The following is a 22,809-nucleotide window of genomic DNA, read 5'->3' as shown; positions in this document are numbered from 1 at the left end:
TCGCGACGCTCATTCATCGGCTCAAGCAGTGCCAGGCTGTTTCCTGGTCGACCAAGGAAGTGTGTGATGAGACTAGTGCTTGCGATGTTGTTGATGTTCAGCGGATACACGTTTGCCGGGTGCGCCAGCATCAGTGACAGTGATCAGCGGGCCTATTGCGAAGCCAGAGAGAAGGGCAGCAGTTGTTCGTACATCCACGACTCTGATTTGCGTTCGGCCTGTGATGCTGAAGTGAACGGTAGATCCTGCTCGTACATCGCCGACAGTGACCAACGTGACTACTGCAACGCCAAGAAGAACGGCAGCAGTTGCTCGTACATCCATAACTCGGATCTGCGCGCGGCGTGCGAGGCGGAGCTGAAGGGCTATTCCTGTTCATACATCAGCGACAGTGACCAGCGCGCCCTGTGCAATGCCAAGCAGAGTGGCAGCAGTTGCTCGTACATCAGCAATTCCGATCTACGCAACGAGTGCGAAGCCATGAAGCGCTGATTTGAGGGTGCTTCGCGAGATTCATTTAAATCGGATTAAACAGAGCCAGTCTGCTGACTGGAATACCAAGGAAGCGTGTGATGAAGAAAATACTGGCGATGTTGTTGATGTTTGCCTTTGCCGGCCATGCCTTTGCTAGCTGCATGAATATCAACGATCCGGATCAGCGCAGATATTGCGAGGCCAAGTCCGGCAGTGGCAGCTGTAACGACATCAACAATACGGACCTGCGCAGGATGTGCGATGCGGAAAAAGGCAGTGGTAGTTGCAACTCGATCAATGACGGGGATCAACGTCGTTACTGCGAGGCCAAAACCCGTGGCGGCAGTTGCAACAGCATCAACGATACGACTCTGCGCAGAATGTGCGATGCAGAAACAGGAGGCGGTAGCTGCAACTCGATCAATGACACGGATCAGCGTCTTTTCTGTGAGGCCAAAACCCGTGGTGGCAGTTGCAACAGTATCGGCAGCCAGGATCTGCGTAATCAGTGCGAAGCGATGAAGCGTTGATTGGGTGTGATTGCGTCAACCAGTGCCAGTCTGTTTACTGGTAAGCCAAGGAAGCGTGTGATGAAGAAAATACTTGCGATGCTGTTGATGTTTGCCTTCGCCGGCCATGCCTTCGCTGGCTGCTCGGGCATCAACGATCAGGATCAGCGCAGATATTGCGAAGCCAAGACTGGCAGCGGCAATTGCAGCGGGATCGGCAATCAGGATTTACGCAGGATGTGCGAGGCAGAAACTGGCCATGGCAATTGCAGCGGCATCAACGATCAGGATCAGCGCAGATATTGCGAAGCAAAGTCCGGCAGTGGTAATTGCAGCGGGATTGGCAGTCAGGATCTTCGAAGAATGTGTGAAGCAGAGACAGGAAGCGGCAATTGCAGCGGTATCGATAATCAGGACCAGCGCCGTTTCTGTGAGGCCAAAACCGGAAACGGCAATTGCAGCGGCATTGGTGATCAGGACCTGCGCCGTCAGTGTGAAGCCATGAAACATTGATCGATTGGCTTACCCCAAACGCCAAAAGGGACACCCAACGGTGTCCCTTTTTTGTGGGCGACTGAAACGGAATCCCCGGACTGCCCAGTCAAACCTTTCACTTGCCACAACCCGGCTCATCGCCAAAGGTTCCCCCCATCGGCACCACGTCGTAGACTGCGAAACAAGTTGTAACGCCTCTCCCACGGACGGAACCGCGCATGATTCAGATCGGCAGCCGCAACAACGCCCCCACGCCGCAGCACAAAACCCAGGACATCTATATCTTCAGCATCGACCTGTCCCGCCCGACAACGCCGTTCTGCTTCGAGCAATCGATCGGCGGCGGGCATGCCAATCAGGGTGGTGCGCGGTGGTTGGCGCTGGATGAGCTGGAGGCGTGGCCGGGCGAGTGGCGGGAGCATTTGAAGAAGGCCAACTGCGCCTGGGTGGCCGACTTGATGGACGCTCATCCGGCGGCGGATCAGGCTGATCTGGTTTCGCTGATCCTCCAGCAATACGCCGAGCCGGCGCAGCCAACCGGCCGTTTGCAGGCGATTGGCCGTTGGCTCAAACGCAACATTCACGTCGGCGGTCGGTACGGCGTCTAACCCGAGGAAACGCCCATGACTCAGACTCTGGAACGCGCCATCGCCATTGCCGCCACGGCCCACGCCGGGCAGGTGGACAAGGGCGGTACGCCGTACATTTTGCATCCGCTGAAAGTCATGTTGCGCATGAGCAGCCTGGAAGAGCGCATCGTCGCGGTGCTGCACGATGTGGTCGAGGACTGCGGCATCAGCCTGGAGGATTTGCGCAAGGAAGGCTTCAGCGAAGAAGTCTTGTCAGCCATCGAATCGGTGACCAAGGTGCCGGGTGAATCCTACGAGGATTTCGTCGAGCGTGCGGCGCAGAACCCGATTGGGCGGGTGGTTAAACTGGCGGATCTGGAAGAGAACAGCGACCTGTCGCGGATTGCCTCGCCGAGTTGGGAGGATCTGGAGCGGATCGAGAAATATCGGCGGGCGATCGGACGGTTGCGCGCCTGACTCAATTTGAATAGCCAGGAAGGCGACCATGAAATCCATTCTGTGTTTGTTGATCGCTGCCGGATTCGGTGCGCTGTTGCAGTTCGAGGGCGTGCCTCACGGTTTGCTGTTGGGCTCGATCCTCGTCACCGCACTTGTCGTCACCCGGTTCGGCTTCGTGCCTGCGACGCCTTATGGGCTGGGTTACATCCAGGTCACGCTGGGCATCGCTACCGGGTTGATGTTCGAAGCGTGGGACAGTGCGACCGTTTCGACGATGTTGCCAAGCCTCGGCGTGTTGCTGCTGTGCCTGACGGTGCAGGTCGCGCTGTCCGCCTGGTGGCTGGCGCGAGGGGCAGGGTGGAACCGCACGGATGCATTGCTGGCGGTGTATCCGGGGGCGCTGGCGGCGGTGTTTGATTTGCTGGAGTCGGAGAAGGCATCGAGCAAAGTCATCATCGTGCACCTGATGCGGTTGTTGCTGATCACGGTGCTGGTGAGTTTCCTGATTCCCGGGCCGGTATCGGTCGCCGTTGCCGAAGCCGATCCGCTGTCGACAGGCATGGCGTTGACCGTGCTGTCGGTGATCTTCCTCAGCGTGGTGGTCGGGCGATTGCTGCTGGCGATGGGTGTGCCGGCGCCGTTCATGTTGACGGCAATCATCATCACCGCTGTGTTCGTGAAATCGGGATGGCTGCACGGCTTTCACATGCCGGACTGGAGTTTGAATCTGGCGGCGTTGATTCTCGGGGCGCGGATCGGCTCACGGTTCCAGGGCCTCGGCTTTGCGGAACTGGCCCGTCATGGCCGCACGGCGTTGGTCTCGGTGGGTTTGATGATTCTGGTCGCAGCGGGATTCGCCGAAGTGGCGGCGCGATTGCTGGGCAGTGATGCGTTGTCGCTGTGGCTGGCGTACATGCCGGGAGCGATCGAGACCATTGCCATCGTGGCATTTGGTGGCGGGTTGAACGTGGTGTTTATCCTGACTCACCATCTGGTGCGGATGGTGGTGCTGCACTTTGCGCCGGCGTTGTTGGTGCAGGTGCGTAGAGCGCGGGAAGAGGTGTGATTTGTGCGTCGTTCACTTATTTGTGTCTTGAGGTAGGTCATGGGGTCATGGGTTCGGTGCAAATGTGATGAGCTGGTTCACAAAAACTGGTTTTGCGGGGCGGGTGTATCTCTGGTGGCTTCAGAGGATGCGCTTGATCTGCCGGATGGCCATCAAATGTCCGCCAATCAACTCGTCGACAAGCTGTTTGCAGAGTCCGACATGCTTCTCAGATGCTGGAATTGCGCTCGGATCATTTTGTTGAACGAGCGGGGCGGGGAGTTTGTCGTCAAGTTCTTCGCGCCCGAAGAAGATTGATCTGTTGTGACGTGATTGTGAGCCTGGGCTGCCTGGCAGCCGACAGGAAAACTCGAGATAAGGCAATTAGAGGTGCGCCGTAAATCCTTCACTACGTGAAGCCGGTGCCCGCGTAAATCACGCGTGCCCCAAGGCAATCGCAAACGACACGACGATCATGCACGCAAACGCAAAATTGAGATTCATGGGTGTTCATCCTGAGCCTTATTGAAGTGGTGCCATTGTGAACAGGCCCGATGCAAAGAAAAAATTCGGCTTCATGATTTCAATGATCGAAACAATTGATACCAGCCGGTTTGTGTTTGCCCGAGGCTTTGGTTAGTCTCGTTAAACCTGCAACTACAAGCACAAACAGGCATAACCATGCACGATCATTCCGTTGCCGAGCTCCCCTCCCTGCGTCGGCAGAAAATCCTTCTGATTCTCGAACGTGACGGCAAGGTCATGGCTTCCGAGTTGAGCCAACACTTTGCGGTGTCCGAAGACACCATCCGCCGCGATCTGGCCGAGCTGGACAACGCCGGGCTGGTGCAGCGGGTGCACGGTGGGGCGCTGCCGCGACCGAAGGATACCGGCAAGGATTACTTCACGCGGATCAGTGAAACCGACGAGGTGAAAACCAGCCTCGCGCAGCTGGCGGCAGGCAGGGTGAAGAATGGTCAGATCGTGTTGTTCGATTCCGGCACCACCACCTTGCAGATCGCCCGTTCGTTGCCCTCGGATATCTCGATCACGGCTGTGACCACATCACCGATGACGGCGATCACCCTGGCTGAATACAAGGGCATCAAAGTGATTCTGGCGGGCGGGCAGCTCAACCTGGCGACGATGTCGGTCAGTGGCCACGAAACGGTGCGACTGCTGCAAAGCATCAAGGCGGATGTGCTGTTTACCGGGGTTTGCGCGATTCATCCGGAAGTGGGGCTGAGCTCGCTGTATTTCGATGAAGTGCCGGTGAAACAGGCGTTGTTCGACAGTGCGGCGCAGGTGATCGCCGTGACCACGGCGGACAAGCTGGGGGCGGTGGAGCCGTTCGTGGTTGCGCCGTGCAATCGGGTGCATACGTTGATCACCGAGCGGCATCTGGCGTCGGGGAGCGCCGAGGATTACCGGCGGTTGGGGATTGAGGTGGAGCAGTTGCAGGACTGACGTTTTGGAGCGAAACAAAAGGCCCCACCGCTCGCGATGGGGCCCGTTCAATCAGCGCAGTTTTTCCAGCATCTGGTAGTACCACATGCCGGCGGCCAGCATCGGATTCCCCAGCAGATCCCCCATCGGCACCCGAATGTGCGAGCACGCGGCAAACGTGTCGAACTGCTGCATCTGCCCGGTGATCGCCCGGCTCATGATTTCGCCCATGATGTGGGTCGTGGCGATGCCGTGGCCGGAGTAGCCCTGGCAATACCAGACGTTGTCCGAAAGCTTGCCCAGTTGCGGGATGCGGTTGATGACGATGCCCATCGCGCAGCTCCACTGGTAGTCGATCTTCACCCCTTTGAGCGCCGGGAAGGTTTGTTCGATGCACGGGCGCAGTTCGCCGGCGATGTCCCGTGAGTCCTTGCCGCTGTAGTTGGCGCCGCCGCCGAACAGCAGGCGGCCATCGGCGGTGAGGCGGTAGTAATCGAGGACGAAGCGGCAGTCGTACACGGCGAGGTCTTCGGGGTTGATCTGTTTGGCCAGATTCCCCAACGGTTCGGTGGTGACGATGCCGCCCATGGCCGGGAAGATCTTGCCCTTGAGCTGGCCCGGTTCGAGCTTGTGGTAGACGTCGCCGGCCAGCAGCACTTGACTGGCGTCGATCCGGCCGTGGGCCGTGCGAACGCCCGGGCTGTCGCCGTGAATGATCTCCAGCACTTCGCTGTTTTCGAAGATCAGTGCGCCGAGGCTTTCCGCTGCCCGTGCCTCGCCGATGCACAGGTTGAGCGGGTGCAGGTGCATGTTGCGAGTGTTCTTGATCGCGCCGTGATAGAGGTCGCTTTGCAGCAGGTCGCGCACCTGGCTGCGGTCGAGCAGGCTGACCTCATCGCCCATGCCGCGACGCACGGCCTCGTCGTAGTCGCTGCGCAGTCCGGCCATGTGGCTCGGCTTGTAGGCGGCGTGCAAATGGCCGTGCTTGAGGTCGCAATCGATTCCGTATTTCTCGACCCGTTGCTGGATGATTTCGTGCCCGCGCCAGCGCAGGTGCCAGATGAAGTCGTCGACTTCATCGCCCAGCGTATTGCGCATCTGTTTGCGCATCGCGCCGTCGCCGGACAGGCTGCCGGTGACCTGGCCGCCGTTGCGCCCGGTGGCGCCCCAGCCGATCTTGTGGCTTTCGACGATGGCGACTTTCAGGCCTTTTTCGGCCAGTTCGACGGCGGTGGCGACGCCAGTGAAACCGCCGCCGATGATCACCACATCGACCTTGTGCCGACCTTGCAGGGTCGGGTAGTCGGTGTCGCGGTTGAGGGTGGCTGTGTAGTAGGAATTGCTGCGTTCAGTCATGTCGGTATCCAAGGCAAAAAGAGGAAGAACGGATCAGGCTTCGGTCAGATACCAGCGCCAGTCCTGCTCACCCACTTCGGCCATGAACTGCCGGTATTCCGCACGCTTCACTGCCAGATACACCCCGAGAAACGCCTGCCCCAGTGCATCACGCGCCCACACCGATTGTTCCAGCGCCGTGAGCGAGGTCAGCCAGTCGGTCGGCAGCAATTCTTTCGCCTGCGCATAGCCATTGCCTTGCACCGGTTCGCCCGGATCGATGTCTTCTTTTATGCCGCGATGAATGCCCGCCAGGATCGCCGCCGCTGCCAGATACGGGTTGGCATCAGCGCCGCAGATGCGGTGTTCGATGTGCCGGGTGTTGGCCGGGCCGCCAGGCACGCGCAGGCTGACGGTGCGGTTGTCGACGCCCCAGGTCGGCGCCAGTGGCGCGTAGCTGTTGGCCTGGAAGCGGCGGTAGGAGTTGGCGTTGGGGCAGAACAGCAGCAGCGAATCGAGCAAGGAGGCGAGCATCCCGCCAATCGCCGTGCGCAACAGCGGCGTGCCGGCCGGATCTTCGGAGGCAAACAGATTGCGCCCCTCGGCATCGGCGAGGCTGACGTGCATGTGCATGCCGGTTCCGGCCAGGTGATCGAACGGCTTGGCCATGAACGTCGCCTGCATCCCGTGCTTGTGCGCCACGGCTTTGACCAGCCGTTTGTAGCGCACCGCTTGATCCATCGCCTCCAGCGCATCGCCGTGTTCGAGGGTGATTTCCACCTGACCCGGCGCGTATTCCGAGATCGCCGTGCGGGCTGGAATGCCGTGCAGTTTGCAGGCGCTGTAGAGGTCGGCGAGGAATGGTTCGATCTGCTCCAGCTCGCGCAAACCGTAGACCTGCGTGTGCCTCGGTCGACCGCCGTCGGCATCCAGCGCCGGTTGCGGACGACCGTTGTGATCGCGTTTGGCGTCGAGCAGATAGAACTCCAGTTCGCAGGCCATCACCGGGTGGTAACCCTCGGCTTTCAAGCGGTCGATCACGTTGATCAGCAAGTGACGCGGGTCGGCAATGCTCGCCGGCATGCCTTGTTCCGGGTGCATGCTGACCTGCACCGCAGCGGTCGGAATCTGCCGCCACGGCAGGCGCACCAGACTGCCTTCCAGCGGGTAGGCGCGACAGTCGATGTCGCCGACATCCCACACCAGACCGGAATTTTCCACGTCCTCGCCGTGCACGGTCAGGCCGAGGATGGTGCTTGGCAGCGGGCGCCCGCTTTCGTACACGGCGAGCAGTTCTTCGCGGTGCAACAACTTGCCGCGGGGTACGCCGTTGGCGTCGAGGATGAACAGCTCGATCATATCGATGTCGGGGTTCTGATCGAGAAAGCGACGGGCGTCTTCAATGGCTGCGAATTTCATAATCAATCACTCACGATGGCGCCGCACAGGCGCGCAGATTCGGGCCGGACGCAGCTCGGCAATAGGCGCGGGCGTCCTGGCAGGGATATCGAAAAAAGAGGGGGACTGTCGCGGTTTTTAACGGCGCGATCAGACGGACAGGCAGATATCCGGCGGGCGTGCGGAGTGACGCAGCTTGGAACGGCTCAGGGCCATGGGGAGATTGACGATGCGATTCATGCGCGGCCCCTGTGAAGGAGGGCGCACAGTGCAGAGACGTTCAACGATTCTGATTGTTGTAGTGACGTGCTCATGACGCGTGTTTCCGTTGGCGGAAAACGTCGGCGGCGGGAGTGTCCCGCCATGCCGGTGTGGCTGGATAGTAAGGGGGAACTCCCGGATAAGTAAACGCCTGATTCCGGAGGGCATGACAAGCCCCGGGTTCAGCGCAACAGGTGAAACCCCAGCCCGACGAGGGCGCAAACGATCAACACCTCGATCACCCCGCGCTTGAACACAAACAGCGCGAGGGTTGCCGCCGCCGCGAGCAACAGAGAAAAGACGTCAGGTTGCCCGGCAAAACCCTGGGGCCAAAACACGTGATAGGCAAAGAAACACGCCAGATTGAGGATCACCCCGACCACGGCGGCGGTGATCGCAGTCAGCGGTGCGGTGAACTTCAGTTCGTTGTGGGTCGACTCCACCAGCGGTCCGCCGGCGAAGATGAACAGGAACGAAGGCAGAAAGGTGAACCAGGTCACCAGCGTCGCGGCCAGCGCACCGGCGGCAAACGCATGCTCCGGGCCGAACGTCGGTTGCACGTAAGCCCCTACGAACCCGACAAACGCCACCACCATGATCAGCGGCCCCGGCGTGGTCTCGCCCAGGGCCAGGCCGTCGATCATCTGCGTCGGCGTCAGCCAGCCGTAATGCCCGACCGCGCCTTGATACACATAGGGCAGCACCGCGTAAGCGCCGCCGAACGTTAGCAGTGCTGCTTTGGTGAAGAACCAGCCCATCTGCGTGAAGGTGCCGTTCCAGCCGAACAGCGCGGTCAGCAGCGCCATCGGCAGGCACCACAGCAACGCACCGACCAGCACCAGACGCAGCAGCCTCGGCAGGCTGAATCGCGCATGTTCGGGCGTTGGCGTGTCGTCATCGATCAGTGCCGGGCCGAAGGATTTTTCGCTGCCACGATGACCGCCGTGGTTGAACCGCTGCGGCGCCCAGCGTCCGCCGAAATACCCGATCAATGCCGCACCAAGCACGATCAGCGGGAACGGTACGTTGAAGGCGAAAATCGCCACGAACGCTGCTCCGGCAATCGCCCACAGCCAGCCATTCTTCAAGGCCCGCGAACCGATGCGATGGGCCGCGTGCAACACAATCGCGGTCACCGCCGGTTTGATCCCGTAAAACACCCCGGCCACCACCGGCACGTCGCCAAGCGCAATATAAATCCAGGAAAGGGCAATCAGGATCAGCAGCGACGGCAGCACAAACAGCGCCCCGGCCAGCACGCCGCCGCCCGTGCGGTGCAGCAGCCAGCCGATGTAGGTCGCCAGTTGCTGGGCCTCCGGGCCGGGCAGCAACATGCAGTAGTTGAGTGCATGCAGGAAGCGTCGCTCGGAAATCCAGCGCCGGCGCTCCACCAGTTCCTGATGCATGATCGCGATCTGCCCGGCGGGGCCGCCGAAACCGATGCAGCCGAGCTTGAGCCAGAAGGGCCAGGCCTGGCGCAGGCTGACAGGCTGGGGGCGGGGCAAATCCTCAGGGGGCGTTGTGCTCAAGTGCGGCTCCACGTTCGAATCGTCGGGAACCGCTATCTAATCAGGCTTTTGTTGCATCCGACAGTGCCCCGTCAGGCATGCGCCAGACTCCAGCGAAACGCCGCATTCTGATCACTTTCCCGCGCCTCAACCCAATGCGAGCCCTCGGGCGTGGTCTCACGCTTCCAGAACGGGGCGCGCGTCTTCAGCACATCCATGATGAACGCGCAGGCCTCAAACGCCGCATGCCGATGCTTGCTGCTGACGCCGACAAACACGATCGGCTCGCTCACCGACAGCGCGCCGACCCGATGCACGATCTCCACCGCCAGCAGCGGCCAGCGCTCGCGGGCCTGTTCGGCTATCTGTTCCAAAGCCTTCTCGGTCATGCCCGGATAGTGTTCGAGGAACAGTTCGTTAACCGTTTGGCCGACATTCAGATCACGCACGTAACCGATGAAATTCACCACCGCGCCCACCCGTGGATTGCGTGCATGCAAATCCGCAATCAACTGACCGGCATCGAAGCTTTTACGCTGGACTCGAACGCCCATGGCTCAACCTCCCGTGACCGGTGGGAAAAACGCGATCTCGTCGAAATCCTCGATGGCCTGATCCGGCTGGCAAAGCTCCTGATTCACCGCACACATCAGGTTGCCGGCGCCGAGCACTTCGCGCCACAAGTCGCCACGCTGCATCAGCATCTGCCGCACGTCCTCTACGCTGGCGAGGGCGCTGCTGGCCGGAATCTTTTCACCGCCCAGATTGAGCCGGTCACGGTAGCTGGCGAAGTAGTTGATCAGAATCATTGCGGGTTCTCCCATTGAAAATGGCCGGAGCGGCCGCCCTGTTTGCTCAGCAGACGGATGTCGCCGATGACCATCGCCCGGTCCACCGCTTTGCACATGTCGTAGATCGTCAGCGCGGCGACGCTGGCGGCGGTCAGGGCTTCGAGTTCGACGCCGGTCTGGCCGGTGAGGCGGCAGGTGCTGGTGATCTGCACGCGGTCCGGTTCGCAGGCCTTGAGTTCGACGTGGATCGAGCTGAGCAACAGCGCATGACACAGCGGAATCAACTCGTGGGTGCGCTTGGCCGCTTGAATCCCCGCGATCCGCGCCACGGCGAACACGTCACCCTTGGGGTGGCCGTTGGACTGAATCATTTGCAGGGTTTCAGGACGCATCTGCACCCAGGCCTGGGCAGTGGCTTCGCGGCGCGTCGCGGCCTTGTCGCTGACGTCGACCATGTTGGCGCGGCCCTGATCGTCGAGGTGGGTGAGGGTGTCGCTCATGGGGTTTGCTCCTGGATCGGGCTGTAGATTCGGGGGGCGTTGCGGTGCGGGACGTGGATCAGGTTCAAGCGGTGCTTGAGCGCCCAACGCACGGTCAGCGCGGTGGGGGCGGACAGGCTGACGAGGGTGCCAAGACGGGCGCGCACGGCTTTGTGAATCAATTCAAGACTGCAACGGCTGGTGACCACGACGAAGCCCTGACGCGCATCGAGGTTTTCGAATTGCAGGGCGCCGATCAACTTGTCGAGGGCGTTGTGGCGGCCGATGTCTTCGCGGCACAGCAGCGCTTCGCCGTCGGCGTCGAAGTACAACGCTGCGTGCAGGGCGCCGCTGCTGCGGGCCAGTTGCTGGGCTTGTTCGATGCGTTGGCGGATGCCCTCGAAATGCGCGGCCGGTGGCAACGGTGTCGGCGTCAGGATCTCCAGTTGCGGCAGCGCTTGCTCCAGGGCTTCTACGCCGCAGAGGCCACAACCGCTGGTGCCCGCCATCTGCCGGCGATGATCCTTCAGGGCCCAGAACGCGCGGCTGGAAATCTGCACGTCGGCCTGGCAGGCCTGGTCAAAGTGAGTCAGACGGATGTCGTGGATATCGTCGAGGCTGTCGACGATGGCGTTGCTCAGACTGAAGCCGCGAATGAAGTCCTCGATGTTGCCCGGCGAGACCATCATCACGGCCTGATTCAAGCCGTTGTAGCTGATAGCCAACGCGATCTCCGCCGCCAGCGCCGCGTGGGACACAGGCGCGTCGTCGAGGTATTCGCGGTAAGCCACTGGCGAAGGTTGTGGCGCGGGGGCGTTGGCGTCGCCCGGTTCGATGAGTTGTTCAACTTGGCACAGCATCTTGAAAGTCCCCGAAGCGCTGAAGTGAGTTCAGGCTACGGGGCAGCGAAAAGTGCGTCCAATCGCTTGTTCCGATGCAGTGATTGGATTGGTCGATCACTGCTGGCGAAGTTGAAAGCGTTGCACCGAAGTGCAACGTTTCAGGCTACTTGAGGGGGTGTTAAACGGCAGGCGCCTCGATCCCGAACATCTTGCGCGCCTCGGCAAAACACTTTTCGGCAATCGCCGAGCGCGGTTCGGTCTTGCGCATCACCAGCCCCAGCGGCGCGAGTACGCTGGCATCCGGCAGGTTGATGAAGGCCAGGTGTTCGATCGGCTCTTGCAGACCACTGTCCAGCGGCATGATCGAGCAGCAGAAACCCTGGTGAATCGCCTGCAACAGTTGATAGGTCGAGTCGCTTTCCATGATCGGCTGCGGGTTGAGGCCGCGACTGCGGAAACTCAGGTCGATGGATTTGCGGTAATGCATGCCGGTGGTGATCATCCCCAGCGGCAGTTCGGCGGCGTCTTCCCAGCTCATTTCCGGGCCTTCGAAATGGAAGTGGCGGGTGTCGTAGAGCAGGCCGACGCGGGTTTCTCCGATCTCGAAGAAATCGAAGTAGTTCGGGTTGACGTGATCCAGATAACACACGCCCAGGTCCAGCTGATTGTTGCCCAGGCCTTCGATGATTTCGTTGGAACTCAGCGACGATAGGCTGTATTTCAGCTCCGGATAGATCGCGGACAAACCCTGAATGTAATTGACCGGATTGAAGTTGCTCAGCGGCACCAGCCCCAGGCGCAGACTGCCGACCAGTTGCCCGCGGCAGGCGGCGGCTTCGGCGAACAACCCGTCGTGGGCGGCCAGCAGCGTGCGGGCCCAGGCCAGTACGCGTTCGCCGGCCTGGGTGAAACCTTCGAAGCGCTGGCCGCGATTGACCAGCACCAGATCCAGCTCGTCTTCCAGATTACGCAGGCGCATCGACAGGGTCGGCTGGGTGATGTGGCAACGCGCGGCGGCCTGGCCGAAGTGACGGGTTTCGTCCAGCGCGATCAGGAACTTGAGTTGTTTGATGTCCACGATGGCACCTGCTCGATTGAGAATTTTGATTGAGTATTGACGCAGATGCGTACGGCGCACGGAAAGCGCAGGGGGTGACGATCCCATTGATCGCGTTTTACGTCCAATCGGAAGCGTTGAAGAGGCTATCGAGGGTTTCGATGACGGCCGGTTTCATTGGCGCGAACGGTAGTCGACGTTCGTGGAAAAATGACCGATAGAGCGGGTCGATAATGCGGTTGGTTAGAGTGATTAGACAGTCTTCATAAGTGGCACTTAGGCTCTGGCCCAATTGAATTGGCGAATGCCGGAGAGTGCCATGAGTGTTAAAGCGGATGCCCTGTTTGTTCCCTTGAATATTGCCGTGCTGACGGTCAGCGATACCCGCGATTACGCCAGCGATACTTCCGGCCAGTTGTTGGTCAGCCGTCTGTTGGAGGCTGGCCACACGTTGAGCGAACGCAACCTGCTCAAGGACGACCTGTACAAGATCCGCGCCCAGGTCGCGCACTGGATTGCCGACGACAACATCCAGGTGGTCCTGATCACTGGCGGCACCGGTTTCACCGGGCGCGACAGCACCCCGGAAGCGGTGGCGTGCCTGCTGGACAAACAGATCGACGGTTTCGGCGAACTGTTCCGCGCCATCTCGATTCTCGACATCGGCACCTCGACCGTACAAAGCCGCGCGCTGGCGGGCCTGTCCAACGGCACGCTGGTGTGCTGCCTGCCGGGCTCCACCGGCGCATGCCGCACGGCGTGGGAAGGCATCCTCGCCGAGCAACTGGATAACCGCCATCGTCCATGCAACTTCGTCCCGCACCTCAAGCCGGTGCAAGCCTGCGGGCCACGCGGATGAGCAAGACTGCATTGATGCCGGTCGAGGACGCCCTCGACCAACTGTTGGCGATGGCCAATGAACAACGCCTGCCGGACAGCGAATCAGTGCCGCTCAATGAGGCACGCGGGCGAGTATTGGCCAGCGATCTGGTCGCCACCCTCGATCTGCCGCCGTGGCCGAACAGTGCCATGGACGGTTACGCCTTGAACCTCGCCGATCTGCACCGTCAGCCGTTGAATGTTTCGCAACGGGTCTACGCCGGGTTGGCGCCGGACGCCTTGCTGCCCGGTACCTGCGCGCGGATCTTCACCGGCGCACCGCTGCCTCCCGGCGCCAATTGCGTGGAGATGCAGGAAAACGTCGAAGTGCTGGAGGACGGCCGGGTGCGGTTTCTGCAACCGCTGAAGGTCGGCCAGAACATCCGTGCCCAGGGCCAGGAGAACCGCGTTGGCGATACTTTGCTGCGCGCCGGTAAACGCCTTGGCCCGTTCGAACTGGCGGTGGCTGCGGGGCAGGGCATGACCCATTTGCCGCTGGTGCGCCGACCGCGTGTGGCGCTGCTGTCGACCGGTGATGAGCTGGTGGAACCGGGCCAGCCGTTGCGTCCCGGCAGCATCTACAACAGCAATCGCACCTTGCTCGATCACTGGTTACGCGAACTGGGTTGCGAGGTGATCGACGCGGGTATCCTGCCGGATCGTCCGGCGCAGACCCGACTCAAACTTGAGCAATTGCAGGTGGCCGCTGACCTGATTCTGACCACCGGTGGCGTGTCTGCCGGCGATGCCGATTGCCTCGGCCAGGTGCTGCGCGACAGCGGCAAGCCGCTGTTGTGGAAGCTCGCGATCAAGCCCGGCAAACCGTTGACGGTTGGCCATTTCGGCACGGTGCCGGTGATCGGTCTGCCAGGCAATCCGACCTCGGCGCTGGTGACGTTCGGCCTGTTGGCGCGCCCGTACCTGCTGCGCATTCAAGGCGTGGAAGAAGTGATGCCGCTGAGTTTCACCGTCAATGCCGGGTTCGACTGGCCGAAACCCGGCAGTCGCCGCGAGTACCTGCGGGTGCGTCTGGAGGGCGGGCAGGCGGCGCTGTATCCGAACCAGAGTTCCGGGGTTCTGCTCGGCGCGACCTGGGCCGACGGGCTGGTGGAAATTCCGGAGAACAGCACCTTGCGAATGGGTGATCCACTGCGTTTCATTCCGTTCAGCGAGCTGTTCTGAGCACGATCAAAAGGTGTAGGCCACTTGCCCGGCGAGGGAGGTCTGCAGCCGACGTTCGACAATCGGGCTGTCGGCCGCCTCGTGGTTCAGGTATTGCACCGCCAGCACTGTCGAGACGCTCCATTGTTTGTCCAGAGGCAACGACCACGTCAGGTCCGCGCCGCGACTGATCAACCCGGCGCGGGCCTTGTACGCCCGGAACTGGCTGCGCGAGGCCTGCGCATCGCTGACGCCGTACCAGGTACGCATGTAGTTGCTGTCGCCAAACTGGCTGTTCAGACCGCCGACCACTTTGCCGAAACGCCCTTCGTAGAACGGCGCGCTGATGCTCAGCTTGAGGCGGTTCCAGGCCGAACCGGTGTCGTGGTCATCGTCATCCCTTTCCAGCGCATGCTCGAAGCTCGCGCCGAGAATGATCGGGCCCATGTGATACGTCCCGTCAAGCCCGATCACCGGGCGCGATTTGATCGAGCCCATGCCGTTGAGCTCGTCCGAGCCTTTGAATCCGGTCTTGCGATCCTTGCGCACGTCGCTGGCACCGACGTAGACGCTGAGCCCGAAATCCTCTTCATCGAAACCCCAGCCCAGGCCTCGGCTAGTGTCGAGGAACACGCCGTAGGGGCTGACGATTTCGACACCCACCAATGGCGCCACCACCCGCTCATCGCTGCCGCTGTAGCGCGGCGCACTGGCAGCCCCGGCGCGCAGCGTGGTGTGCCAGTCTTCGGCACGCAGCGAGTCGCCGGGCAGCAGCAGGCAAAGGGAGGTCAGGGACAGCGAGAACGTACGCAACGAAACCGGCATGGGGCACCCGAGGGAAATGTGGATGCGCCATGCTAGGCGGGGGCTGGCCGGCAATCTTTGGCAGCTTTGTCGGGAAACTGTCAAAGACTGTGAAGGCGGCTACCGGCTCAATCCCGGCCGAACGATAACGCGGTGCAACTGGACGCCCGCGAAAAGCCCGGTCAGCATGGGCGAAAAAAAGGGACCCAAACCCATGCGCCGACTACCTTCCCTGGCCGCCCTGCGAACCTTCGAATGCGCCGCCCGCCACGCGCATTTCGGCCGGGCCGCAGCCGAGCTGTGCGTCACCGACAGCGCCGTCAGCCATCAGATCCGTCAGCTCGAAGAACAACTGGGCGTGTCGCTGTTCATCCGCGAGGGCCGGCAGATTCGCCCGACCATCGCCGCCGGGCGCCTGATGCAGAGCCTGCAACAAGCCTTCGAACTGATCGGCGATGCCTGCGACGAATTGCGCGATCCGTCATCGCTTGCCGTTTTGCGGCTGGCGGTCACGGCGGAGCTGGCGCAGAAGTGGCTGATGAACCGTCTCACCGATTTCTACGCGCGTTATCCGCACATCACTTTGCACCTCTACGAGCAACCAATCGACGCCACGGCGCCCGGCGAGGACATCGACCTGGCGATCACCTACGGCACCGGCCCGGTGGACAGCAGCGCGTATTTCGTCCGTCCGTTGCCGGCGTTGCAGTTCTTCCCGGTGTGCAGCCCCGGCCTGTTCAACCAGGGCAACCTGAAAACCCCGAAGGACCTGGCCCGGCATTGCCTGTTGCACGACGATCAGGACGGCAAGACCTGGACCGCGTGGCTGACCAGCCATGCCGGCGATTTGCGCCCGGAGCGCCAGTTGTATTTCGCCCATGCCGGGCTGGCGCTGGAAGCGGCGGCGCAAGGGCAGGGCGTGGCGATGGGCGACAACCTCACCGCGCAGGAGGATTTGCAGAGCGGGCGTCTGGTGCGACCGTTCACCTCCAGCATGACCGCGCTGGGCCAATACGCGCTGGTCTGCGAGCGGGTGCGGCTGGAGCGTCCGGCGGTGGCGCAGATGCTGGAATGGTTCAACGATCAACTGGCGGATTGATGAGTTGAATTCAACTGTTCCGAAATAATCATCGTTGGCGAGCCGACCGCTCGCGACCGTAGCCTGAGGTCATTCCCATCCCGATGACGAGGTTTGACCATGGCACGTTTGCTCGACACCACCCCGAAACTCGACGGCTTCCGTCTGCCCGGCGAATTCGAAGCCAAGTCCGGTTGCTGGCTCGGCTGGCCGGAGCGCACCGACGTCTGGCGCAATGGTGCGAAACCGGCACAGAAAGTCTGGGTGCAGATCGTCACCGCGATCTCCCACAGCGAACCGGTGACGGTCTGCGCTTCGGCGGCGCAGTTCGCCACCGCTCGGCGCCAATTGCCGCCGCAAGTGCGGGTGGTGGAGATGACCTGCAACGACACCTGGTTCCGCGACAGCGGCCCGTGCTTCGTGGTCAACGACCAGAGCGGTGAAGTGCGTGGCGTGGACTTCGAATTCAACGCCTACGGCGGCCTCGATGGCGGCCTCTACTACCCGTGGGACAAGGACGATCAGATCGCCAGCAAAATCCTCGAAATTGAACGCTTCGACCGTTATCGCGCACCGTTGATTGCCGAACTCGGCGGCATTCAGAGCGACGGCCAGGGCAGCATCCTGACCACTGAGCAATGCCTGCTCAATCGCAATCGCAACCAGCATCTGGGCAAGAACGAAGTGACCCGTCGGCTGACCGATTACCTCGGTGCCGAACAAGTGATCTGGCTGCCGCGCGGTTGCAAATTCGACGAAACCGACGGCCATGTCGACGACCTCGCGTGCTTCGTGCGCCCCGGCGAAGTGGTGCTGCAATGGACCGACAACCGTGACGATCCGCAATGGGAAATCTATCAGGAGGCCTACGACATCCTGCGCAGCACCCGCGACAGCCGTGGCCGCGAGCTGATCGTGCACAAGCTGCCGCAACCGGACGTGCTGGAGTGGACCGCCGAAGAAGCCGAAGGCCTCGATCAGCAGGACAGCACCCACACCCGTCAGGCCGGCACCAAGATCTGTGCGTCGTACATCAACTACTACGCTGGCAACAGCTCGATCGTGGTGCCGTTGTTCGGTGATCGCAACGATCAGGTGGCGCTGGCGACCCTCGCCGAACTGTTCCCGCAGCACAAGATCGTCGGTATCGAAAACTCCCGGGAAATCCTGCTCGGTGGCGGCAACGTCGCGTGCATCACCATGCCGCAATACGCCGGCCAGAAAAAAGGAGTCTGACCATGGGCCTGCACAAACTGAGTAAAGCGTTATTGCTGGTGCTTGCACCCCTGTGTGTGCAGGCTGCCGAGACGGCGAAACCGGTGGTCAATCTGTATATCTGGGGCGAGTACCTGGCCCCGGACACCCTGAAGAATTTCGAGGCAAAAACCGGGATTCAGGTGGTCGCCGATCACTTCGATTCACTGGAAACCGTCGAAACCAAACTGCTCACCGGCCGCAGCGGCTACGACCTGGTGCTGACCGCCGGCCAGCACCTGTCGAGAGCCATCGAGAGCGGCGCGATCCAGACTTTAAACAAACAGCAGCTCCCGCACTTTGCCGGGGTTGGGGACGAATTCCGTCAGCACATGGCGGTGTTCGATCCGGGCAACCGCTACGCCGGGATCTACGCCTGGGGCACCACCGGCGTCGGGTATCAGGAGGAGGCCGTGAAGCAGCGGCTGCCGGAGGCGCCACGGGACAGTTGGGCGATGCTGTTCGATCCGGTGGTGGTGTCGAAATTCGCCGATTGCGGGGTGAGCCTGCTCAACGATCCGAACGAAGTGTTCGCCGCGGTCATGAAGTACATGGGCCTGGACATCAACCGCCAGAGCCTGGATGACCTGAAACTCGCCGAGCAGCAACTGGCGAAGATCCGTCCGTACATTCGCTACTTCGACAACGACCTGAACATCAGCGACCTGGCCAACGGCAACACCTGCGTGGCGATGTCGTGGAACGGCAACGTTGCGATTGCGGCGGGGCAGGCCGAGGCGGCACACAAACCATTCAAGTTGAATTACCGGATTCCGAAGGAGGGCACGCTGATCTGGTTCGACGCCATGGTCATTCCCAAGGATGCACCGCACCCCGAGGCCGGATTGGCTCTGATGGATTACCTGATGACGCCTGAGGTGATCGCGCCGATCACTGACACCATTCACTACGCCAACGCGATTACGGCGGCGGACGGGTTGATCGATCCGGCGATTCGAAATGATCCGGGGACGTATCCGCCTGAGGCGGTGAGGGCTTCGTTGTATAGCAAGAATGATAATGGGAAGGTGTTTAACCGGGCTTTGGTGAGGGCGTTCAGTCGGTTGAAATCGGGCCTTTGAAAGCCGCCCTCACTTACGGTGAGGGCACTTTTGGCACCCGCCACAAATACCACGCCGCCACCGTGCGAAATGGACGCCACCCCAACCCGATCTCAATCATCTGCTTGCGCGTCGGCTGCACCTCCAGCCCCTTCAGCCGGCGATATCCTTCGCGTACGCCAAAGTCATCCGCCGGCAAAATATCCGGCCGCTCCAGGCTATAAATCAGCAACATTTCGACAGTCCAGCGACCAACCCCACGCAAGCTGACCAGACGCTCGATCAACGTCTCATCCTCCATCGCCAGCGCAGTCGAGTAATCCGGCACCACGCCGTCCAGGGTCGCTTGGGCAATCCCCTGAATCGTCGCAATCTTGCCTGCCGAAAACCCGCAACCGCGCAACCGATCGAAGTCTGTCGCCAGAATCTGCTCCGGACGCGGAAAGGTCTGCCCGGGAAACAACCCCACCAACCGCCCGACAATCGCATCGCCCGCCTTGGCATGCAGTTGCTGATAGGCAATCGCCCGCACCAGCGATTCATAGGGATCGCGCGCCGGGTGCGGCTGATGCAGGCAAGGGCCGACCGCAGCGATGTGGCGCTGCCAGTCGGCGTCGAGGCTGGCCAGAAACTCGCTGGCCGGTTGGTAGGGATCGGGCATGGCTTACTTCAGCAGACCGTTGACTTCGCCGTAGGTGAAGGCCTTGAGGTCATGGGTATCGAGCTTGCCGCTGGCGAGGAAACTTTTCACCAGTGAGCCCATGGCGCCGTACATGAACTCGGCGATCCCGGAACCCGCGCTCAAGCGGCGCACGCCGAGGGTGACCAACTCTTCGGGGGAGGGCAGGCAAGCGAAGCCGAGAACGTTGACCGGCAACGTCGTGCCTTTGCAGATGGCTTCGATTTCATAGGCGGAAGTCACCCCGGCGGCAAACAGTCCATCCGCCCCGGCTGCCTGATACAGCGCCGCGCGGTGCAGGGTTTCGGCGACGCGATCCTCGGCTGGCACCAGACTTTTGAGGTAAACATCGGTGCGGGCATTGATAAACAGCTTCACATCGCGCTTGTCGGCGACTTGTCGTGCCACTTCGATCTTGCGCGCCAGCAGTTCCGGCGTGCCGTTGCCGTCTTCGATATTGATCCCGACCGCACCCGCTGCGACAACCGCATCGATCACTTCGGCGACCCGGTCGAGGTCATCGGAGTAACCGGCCTCGATGTCCACACTCAACGGCACCTTGATGACACGGGCAATCGACTCCACGGTGCTGATCAAGCGCTCCAGCGGCAAGGTGTTGCCATCCGGGTAACCGTGGGCCCAGGCCACCGCGGCGCTGCTGGTGGCGACGGCCTTGCCGCCGAGTTGCTCGACCAGTCGCGCGCCCGTGGCGTCGGCAACGTTGGTCAGGATCAGCAGGCCATCGTGGTGCAACTGGTGAAACTGTGTGTCGAGCGCGTTCATCAAGATCCCTTCTTGTCGGTTTGTCAGAAAGCCAGCGGTTGCGTGAGCTGCACAGCGGCGTTTTCCAGCCTGAGCAGAAACGCCTTGCGCGGTTGCCCACCACCATAGCCGGTCAGCGAGCCGTCCGCACCGATCACCCGATGGCACGGCACCACGATCGACAGCCGATTGTGCCCGTTGGCGAGCCCCACCGCGCGACTGGCGCCGGGTTTGCCCAGCCGTGCGGCGATGCTGCCGTAAGTGCTGGTGTGGCCGTAGGGGATTTGCCGCAGTTCGGCCCAGACCTGACGGGCAAACTCACTGCCGGGCAGGTGCAGCGGCACGCTGAACTCGCTCAGCTTGCCGGCGAAGTACAGCGCCAGTTCGTTTTCGATCTGCTGCAAATGGGCGTTGTGTCCCGGCGCGACCACGTAGCCGTAGCGGTTTTGCAATTCTTCGACTTCGCGGGTCAGCGCCGGGCGGTCGAGAAACTCCAGCAACACCAACCCGCGTCGCTCGGCCATGGCGATCATTGGCCCCAGCGGCGTGGTCAGGCGGGTGAACAGCAGCGGTTCGCTGGCTGCCGCGCGTCCTGGTGTGATGTGGAATGACTTCTGAAACGCATCACGAAAACCGCTGAGGGATTCATAACCGGAGTCGAATGCCGCGTGGTCGATGGACGTGCCTTGCTTGATCCCGCCCAACGCCATGCCGAGCCGGCGGGTGCGCAGCCACGCATGAAAGGTCATGCCGAAATGCTGCTTGAACCAGCGCCGCAGCTTCAGCGGTTCGATGCCCTCGGCGAGCAATTGCGCATCGCTCCAGCGCAGCTCCGGATCGGCGTCGACGGCTTTCAACAGCCGTTGCACCCAGTCCGGGGCGATGGCTGCAGCGTCCAGCGGTTTGCAGCGCAAGCAGGCGCGGTAACCGGCGGACAGGCAGTCGTCAGCGTGGGCGAAGAACTCGACGTTTTCCGGTTTCGGCTTGCGCGCCGTGCAGGTCGGGCGGCAAAAGATCCCGGTGGTTTTCACGGCCGTGAAGAACACGCCTTCATAGGCAGTGTCGCTTGCGAGCATGGCGCGAACCATTTCGGCGTGAGGGGGCAGGGCAGTGGTCTGTATGTTCATGGGCCGAGGATAAAACCAGTTATTCGATGGCTCCACCGAAAAATCGACAATGAATTTTCGGGCGGCTGCACTACAGTGATCGGGTCGCTACAACTCGGGAATTGCCTGTATGCCACCGTTCACGATTCAACACATCGATCACATCGTGCTGCGCGTTGCGGATCTGCAACGCAGCATTGATTTCTACGACCGGGTCTTCGGTGCCGAAGTGGTCAAGCGCAACGAAAAATTCGGTCTGGTACACCTGCGCGCCGGCACGTCGATGATCGATCTGGTCGACCTCGACGGGGAAATCGGCCGCAAGGGCGGCGCCGCTGCCGGCAGCGAACGGCGCAATGTCGATCATTTCTGCCTGCGCATCGAGCCGTTCGATGAAGCGGCGCTGGTCAGCCACCTGCAATCCTGCGGCCTGACCGTCGACAAGGCCGCCACCCGTTTCGGCGCCGAGGGCTACGGCCTGTCGCTGTACTGCTTCGATCCGGACGGCAATCAGGTCGAGCTCAAAGGCCCGTCCGAAGCTTAGGCCCGTTTGGCCATCAGCAACACCGAAGCCGCCGCCGACAACAGCCCCGCGCAGCAACGGTTGAAGATTCGTTTGCCGCGCGGCTCGGCGAACCAGCGGCGCATGTGCAGACCCATGTAGGCGTAGGCGCTGATGGCGATCCATTCCAGCAGCAGGAACAGCACGCCCAGCAGCATGAACTGCGGAGTGATGGCGCGATTCGGGTCGACGAATTGCGGCAGGAACGCGGTGAAGATGAGGATTGCCTTGGGATTGCCTGCGGCCACCAGGAATTCCTGACGTGCCAGGGCCAGAAGCCCACTTGCCGGCGCAGTAACGGCGTCTTCTGCAGCCGGATTCGCTCGCCACAGCTGCCACGCCAGATACAACAGATACCCCGCGCCGACAATCTTGATCCCATAGAACAGCAACTCAGACGTTTGCAGCACCACCGCCAGCCCCGCCGCCGCGAGGGCGATCATCCCGGCAAACGCCAGCAACCGACCGACACCCGCCACACAGGCGCGACGATAGCCGTAACGGGTGGCGTTGCTGACCGACAGCAGGTTGTTCGGGCCGGGTGCCATGTTCAAGGCGAAACAGGCGGGCAGAAACAGGGATAGGGTGGCGAGATCCATGGCGTGGGCTCCGGTGGCGGGATGGCTATTTTTATCATGCTGGCGGCGGGCCGGAACCGTACAGTCAGGCTGCGGAGTCGCGGTACAGCGATTGCCGGGCGCGAATCCGTTCGAACTTTCTGCCGCCCCGCCAACTCTGAATTCGTCACAGGGTGATGGAATCGGCAGAAAAACCCATCAACCGGTCAGAAAACGC

The 22,809-nt window shown here is 61.5% G+C and carries 27 protein-coding genes; 14 read left to right on the top strand and 13 right to left on the bottom strand.

What is annotated here, in order from left to right; all coding sequences use genetic code 11:
* The first annotated feature begins 66 nt into the window (after window positions 1–66).
* From AC1RR7_RS15885 to AC1RR7_RS15850, 8 genes are all read left to right on the top strand, one after another.
* Entirely contained in the window at window positions 67–492 is a 426-nt protein-coding gene (locus AC1RR7_RS15885; protein WP_493157960.1) for a hypothetical protein, read from the top strand.
* An 80-nt stretch (window positions 493–572) separates the two neighbouring features.
* Window positions 573–1,004 (top strand): hypothetical protein, encoded by a 432-nt coding sequence (locus AC1RR7_RS15880; RefSeq protein ID WP_096820485.1) that lies wholly within the window; start codon window positions 573–575, stop codon window positions 1,002–1,004.
* A 57-nt stretch (window positions 1,005–1,061) separates the two neighbouring features.
* Window positions 1,062–1,496: a hypothetical protein gene (locus tag AC1RR7_RS15875; RefSeq protein WP_371858326.1), complete on the top strand. Its 435-nt coding sequence runs from the start codon at window positions 1,062–1,064 to the stop codon at window positions 1,494–1,496.
* Window positions 1,497–1,696: 200 nt separating this feature from the next.
* Window positions 1,697–2,086: a hypothetical protein gene (locus AC1RR7_RS15870; RefSeq protein WP_493073435.1), complete on the top strand. Its 390-nt coding sequence runs from the start codon at window positions 1,697–1,699 to the stop codon at window positions 2,084–2,086.
* 15 nt (window positions 2,087–2,101) lie between these two features.
* Entirely contained in the window at window positions 2,102–2,524 is a 423-nt protein-coding gene (locus tag AC1RR7_RS15865; protein WP_493157959.1) for an HD domain-containing protein, read from the top strand.
* 28 nt (window positions 2,525–2,552) lie between these two features.
* Window positions 2,553–3,572 carry an AbrB family transcriptional regulator gene (locus tag AC1RR7_RS15860; protein ID WP_102621930.1) on the top strand — a complete coding sequence of 340 codons (1,020 nt, stop codon included), beginning with the start codon at window positions 2,553–2,555 and terminating at the stop codon, window positions 3,570–3,572.
* A gap of 114 nt (window positions 3,573–3,686) precedes the next feature.
* Complete coding sequence (locus AC1RR7_RS15855) at window positions 3,687–3,869, top strand: hypothetical protein (protein ID WP_493157958.1); 183 nt, start codon at window positions 3,687–3,689, stop codon at window positions 3,867–3,869.
* 363 nt (window positions 3,870–4,232) lie between these two features.
* Window positions 4,233–5,018 (top strand): DeoR/GlpR family DNA-binding transcription regulator, encoded by a 786-nt coding sequence (locus tag AC1RR7_RS15850; RefSeq protein WP_493066109.1) that lies wholly within the window; start codon window positions 4,233–4,235, stop codon window positions 5,016–5,018.
* A gap of 51 nt (window positions 5,019–5,069) precedes the next feature.
* Here the strand turns inward: AC1RR7_RS15850 and AC1RR7_RS15845 are convergent, their stop codons facing one another.
* The 8 genes from AC1RR7_RS15845 to AC1RR7_RS15810 all read right to left on the bottom strand — a co-directional run bounded on the left by AC1RR7_RS15845 (window position 5,070) and on the right by AC1RR7_RS15810 (window position 12,689).
* Complete coding sequence (locus AC1RR7_RS15845; RefSeq protein ID WP_493157957.1) at window positions 5,070–6,353, bottom strand: NAD(P)/FAD-dependent oxidoreductase; 1,284 nt, start codon at window positions 6,351–6,353, stop codon at window positions 5,070–5,072.
* Between the two features lie 33 nt (window positions 6,354–6,386).
* On the bottom strand, window positions 6,387–7,751 hold the full coding sequence (locus AC1RR7_RS15840; protein ID WP_096820493.1) for a glutamine synthetase family protein: 1,365 nt from the start codon (window positions 7,749–7,751) through the stop codon (window positions 6,387–6,389).
* Window positions 7,752–8,173: 422 nt separating this feature from the next.
* Window positions 8,174–9,520, bottom strand: coding sequence for a chromate efflux transporter (gene chrA / locus AC1RR7_RS15835; protein WP_493157956.1), 1,347 nt, complete (start codon window positions 9,518–9,520; stop codon window positions 8,174–8,176).
* A gap of 71 nt (window positions 9,521–9,591) precedes the next feature.
* A complete protein-coding gene (gene moaE, locus AC1RR7_RS15830; RefSeq protein WP_096820495.1) occupies window positions 9,592–10,053 on the bottom strand; it encodes a molybdopterin synthase catalytic subunit MoaE in 462 nt (153 codons plus the stop codon).
* Between the two features lie 3 nt (window positions 10,054–10,056).
* Window positions 10,057–10,308 (bottom strand): MoaD/ThiS family protein, encoded by a 252-nt coding sequence (locus tag AC1RR7_RS15825; protein ID WP_096820496.1) that lies wholly within the window; start codon window positions 10,306–10,308, stop codon window positions 10,057–10,059.
* Window positions 10,305–10,790, bottom strand: coding sequence for a cyclic pyranopterin monophosphate synthase MoaC (gene moaC / locus AC1RR7_RS15820; protein WP_085698780.1), 486 nt, complete (start codon window positions 10,788–10,790; stop codon window positions 10,305–10,307). Before moaC ends, AC1RR7_RS15825 begins: the two co-directional genes overlap by 4 nt.
* A complete protein-coding gene (gene fdhD, locus AC1RR7_RS15815; protein WP_493157955.1) occupies window positions 10,787–11,629 on the bottom strand; it encodes a formate dehydrogenase accessory sulfurtransferase FdhD in 843 nt (280 codons plus the stop codon). Before fdhD ends, moaC begins: the two co-directional genes overlap by 4 nt.
* Before the next feature lie 160 nt (window positions 11,630–11,789).
* Complete coding sequence (locus tag AC1RR7_RS15810) at window positions 11,790–12,689, bottom strand: LysR family transcriptional regulator (protein WP_096820498.1); 900 nt, start codon at window positions 12,687–12,689, stop codon at window positions 11,790–11,792.
* Between the two features lie 298 nt (window positions 12,690–12,987).
* Here AC1RR7_RS15810 and moaB point away from each other — a divergent pair, with 298 nt between their 5' ends.
* Both moaB and AC1RR7_RS15800 read left to right on the top strand, forming a co-directional pair.
* Window positions 12,988–13,527, top strand: coding sequence for a molybdenum cofactor biosynthesis protein B (gene moaB, locus AC1RR7_RS15805; protein WP_065260324.1), 540 nt, complete (start codon window positions 12,988–12,990; stop codon window positions 13,525–13,527).
* A complete protein-coding gene (locus AC1RR7_RS15800) occupies window positions 13,524–14,729 on the top strand; it encodes a molybdopterin molybdotransferase MoeA (RefSeq protein ID WP_493157995.1) in 1,206 nt (401 codons plus the stop codon). Before moaB ends, AC1RR7_RS15800 begins: the two co-directional genes overlap by 4 nt.
* Window positions 14,730–14,735: 6 nt before the next feature.
* Here the strand turns inward: AC1RR7_RS15800 and AC1RR7_RS15795 are convergent, their stop codons facing one another.
* On the bottom strand, window positions 14,736–15,533 hold the full coding sequence (locus AC1RR7_RS15795; protein WP_493157954.1) for a MipA/OmpV family protein: 798 nt from the start codon (window positions 15,531–15,533) through the stop codon (window positions 14,736–14,738).
* A gap of 193 nt (window positions 15,534–15,726) precedes the next feature.
* On the opposite strand from AC1RR7_RS15795, the gene AC1RR7_RS15790 reads away from it, so the two are divergent.
* From AC1RR7_RS15790 to AC1RR7_RS15780, 3 genes are all read left to right on the top strand, one after another.
* Window positions 15,727–16,611: a LysR substrate-binding domain-containing protein gene (locus tag AC1RR7_RS15790; protein ID WP_102621920.1), complete on the top strand. Its 885-nt coding sequence runs from the start codon at window positions 15,727–15,729 to the stop codon at window positions 16,609–16,611.
* 99 nt (window positions 16,612–16,710) lie between these two features.
* The gene (aguA, locus tag AC1RR7_RS15785) at window positions 16,711–17,826 is read left to right on the top strand and encodes an agmatine deiminase (protein ID WP_493157953.1); all 1,116 of its coding nucleotides are present in this window, start codon (window positions 16,711–16,713) and stop codon (window positions 17,824–17,826) included.
* 2 nt (window positions 17,827–17,828) lie between these two features.
* Window positions 17,829–18,926 carry an extracellular solute-binding protein gene (locus AC1RR7_RS15780; protein WP_493157952.1) on the top strand — a complete coding sequence of 366 codons (1,098 nt, stop codon included), beginning with the start codon at window positions 17,829–17,831 and terminating at the stop codon, window positions 18,924–18,926.
* Between the two features lie 13 nt (window positions 18,927–18,939).
* Here AC1RR7_RS15780 and AC1RR7_RS15775 read toward each other — a convergent pair whose 3' ends face one another.
* From AC1RR7_RS15775 to AC1RR7_RS15765, 3 genes are read right to left on the bottom strand one after another with little or no spacing between them, the layout of a single operon-like run.
* Window positions 18,940–19,566 carry a DNA-3-methyladenine glycosylase family protein gene (locus AC1RR7_RS15775; RefSeq protein ID WP_273537211.1) on the bottom strand — a complete coding sequence of 209 codons (627 nt, stop codon included), beginning with the start codon at window positions 19,564–19,566 and terminating at the stop codon, window positions 18,940–18,942.
* A 3-nt stretch (window positions 19,567–19,569) separates the two neighbouring features.
* Window positions 19,570–20,367 carry an isocitrate lyase/PEP mutase family protein gene (locus tag AC1RR7_RS15770; RefSeq protein ID WP_273537212.1) on the bottom strand — a complete coding sequence of 266 codons (798 nt, stop codon included), beginning with the start codon at window positions 20,365–20,367 and terminating at the stop codon, window positions 19,570–19,572.
* Between the two features lie 23 nt (window positions 20,368–20,390).
* A complete protein-coding gene (locus AC1RR7_RS15765; protein WP_273537213.1) occupies window positions 20,391–21,473 on the bottom strand; it encodes a methylated-DNA--[protein]-cysteine S-methyltransferase in 1,083 nt (360 codons plus the stop codon).
* A 109-nt stretch (window positions 21,474–21,582) separates the two neighbouring features.
* Between AC1RR7_RS15765 and AC1RR7_RS15760 the strand changes: the two genes are divergently transcribed.
* On the top strand, window positions 21,583–21,996 hold the full coding sequence (locus tag AC1RR7_RS15760; protein WP_249490248.1) for a VOC family protein: 414 nt from the start codon (window positions 21,583–21,585) through the stop codon (window positions 21,994–21,996).
* Here AC1RR7_RS15760 and AC1RR7_RS15755 read toward each other — a convergent pair.
* Window positions 21,993–22,613 carry a LysE family translocator gene (locus tag AC1RR7_RS15755; protein ID WP_192560445.1) on the bottom strand — a complete coding sequence of 207 codons (621 nt, stop codon included), beginning with the start codon at window positions 22,611–22,613 and terminating at the stop codon, window positions 21,993–21,995. The two genes, AC1RR7_RS15760 and AC1RR7_RS15755, sit on opposite strands and share 4 nt — an antisense overlap.
* Between the last annotated feature and the right edge of the window lie 196 nt (window positions 22,614–22,809).

This window comes from Pseudomonas sp. GW821-FHT11G12 (genome assembly GCF_058808055.1).
The sequence above is the reverse complement of the archived record's forward strand: the minus strand, read 5'-3'. Positions and strand labels throughout refer to the sequence as shown.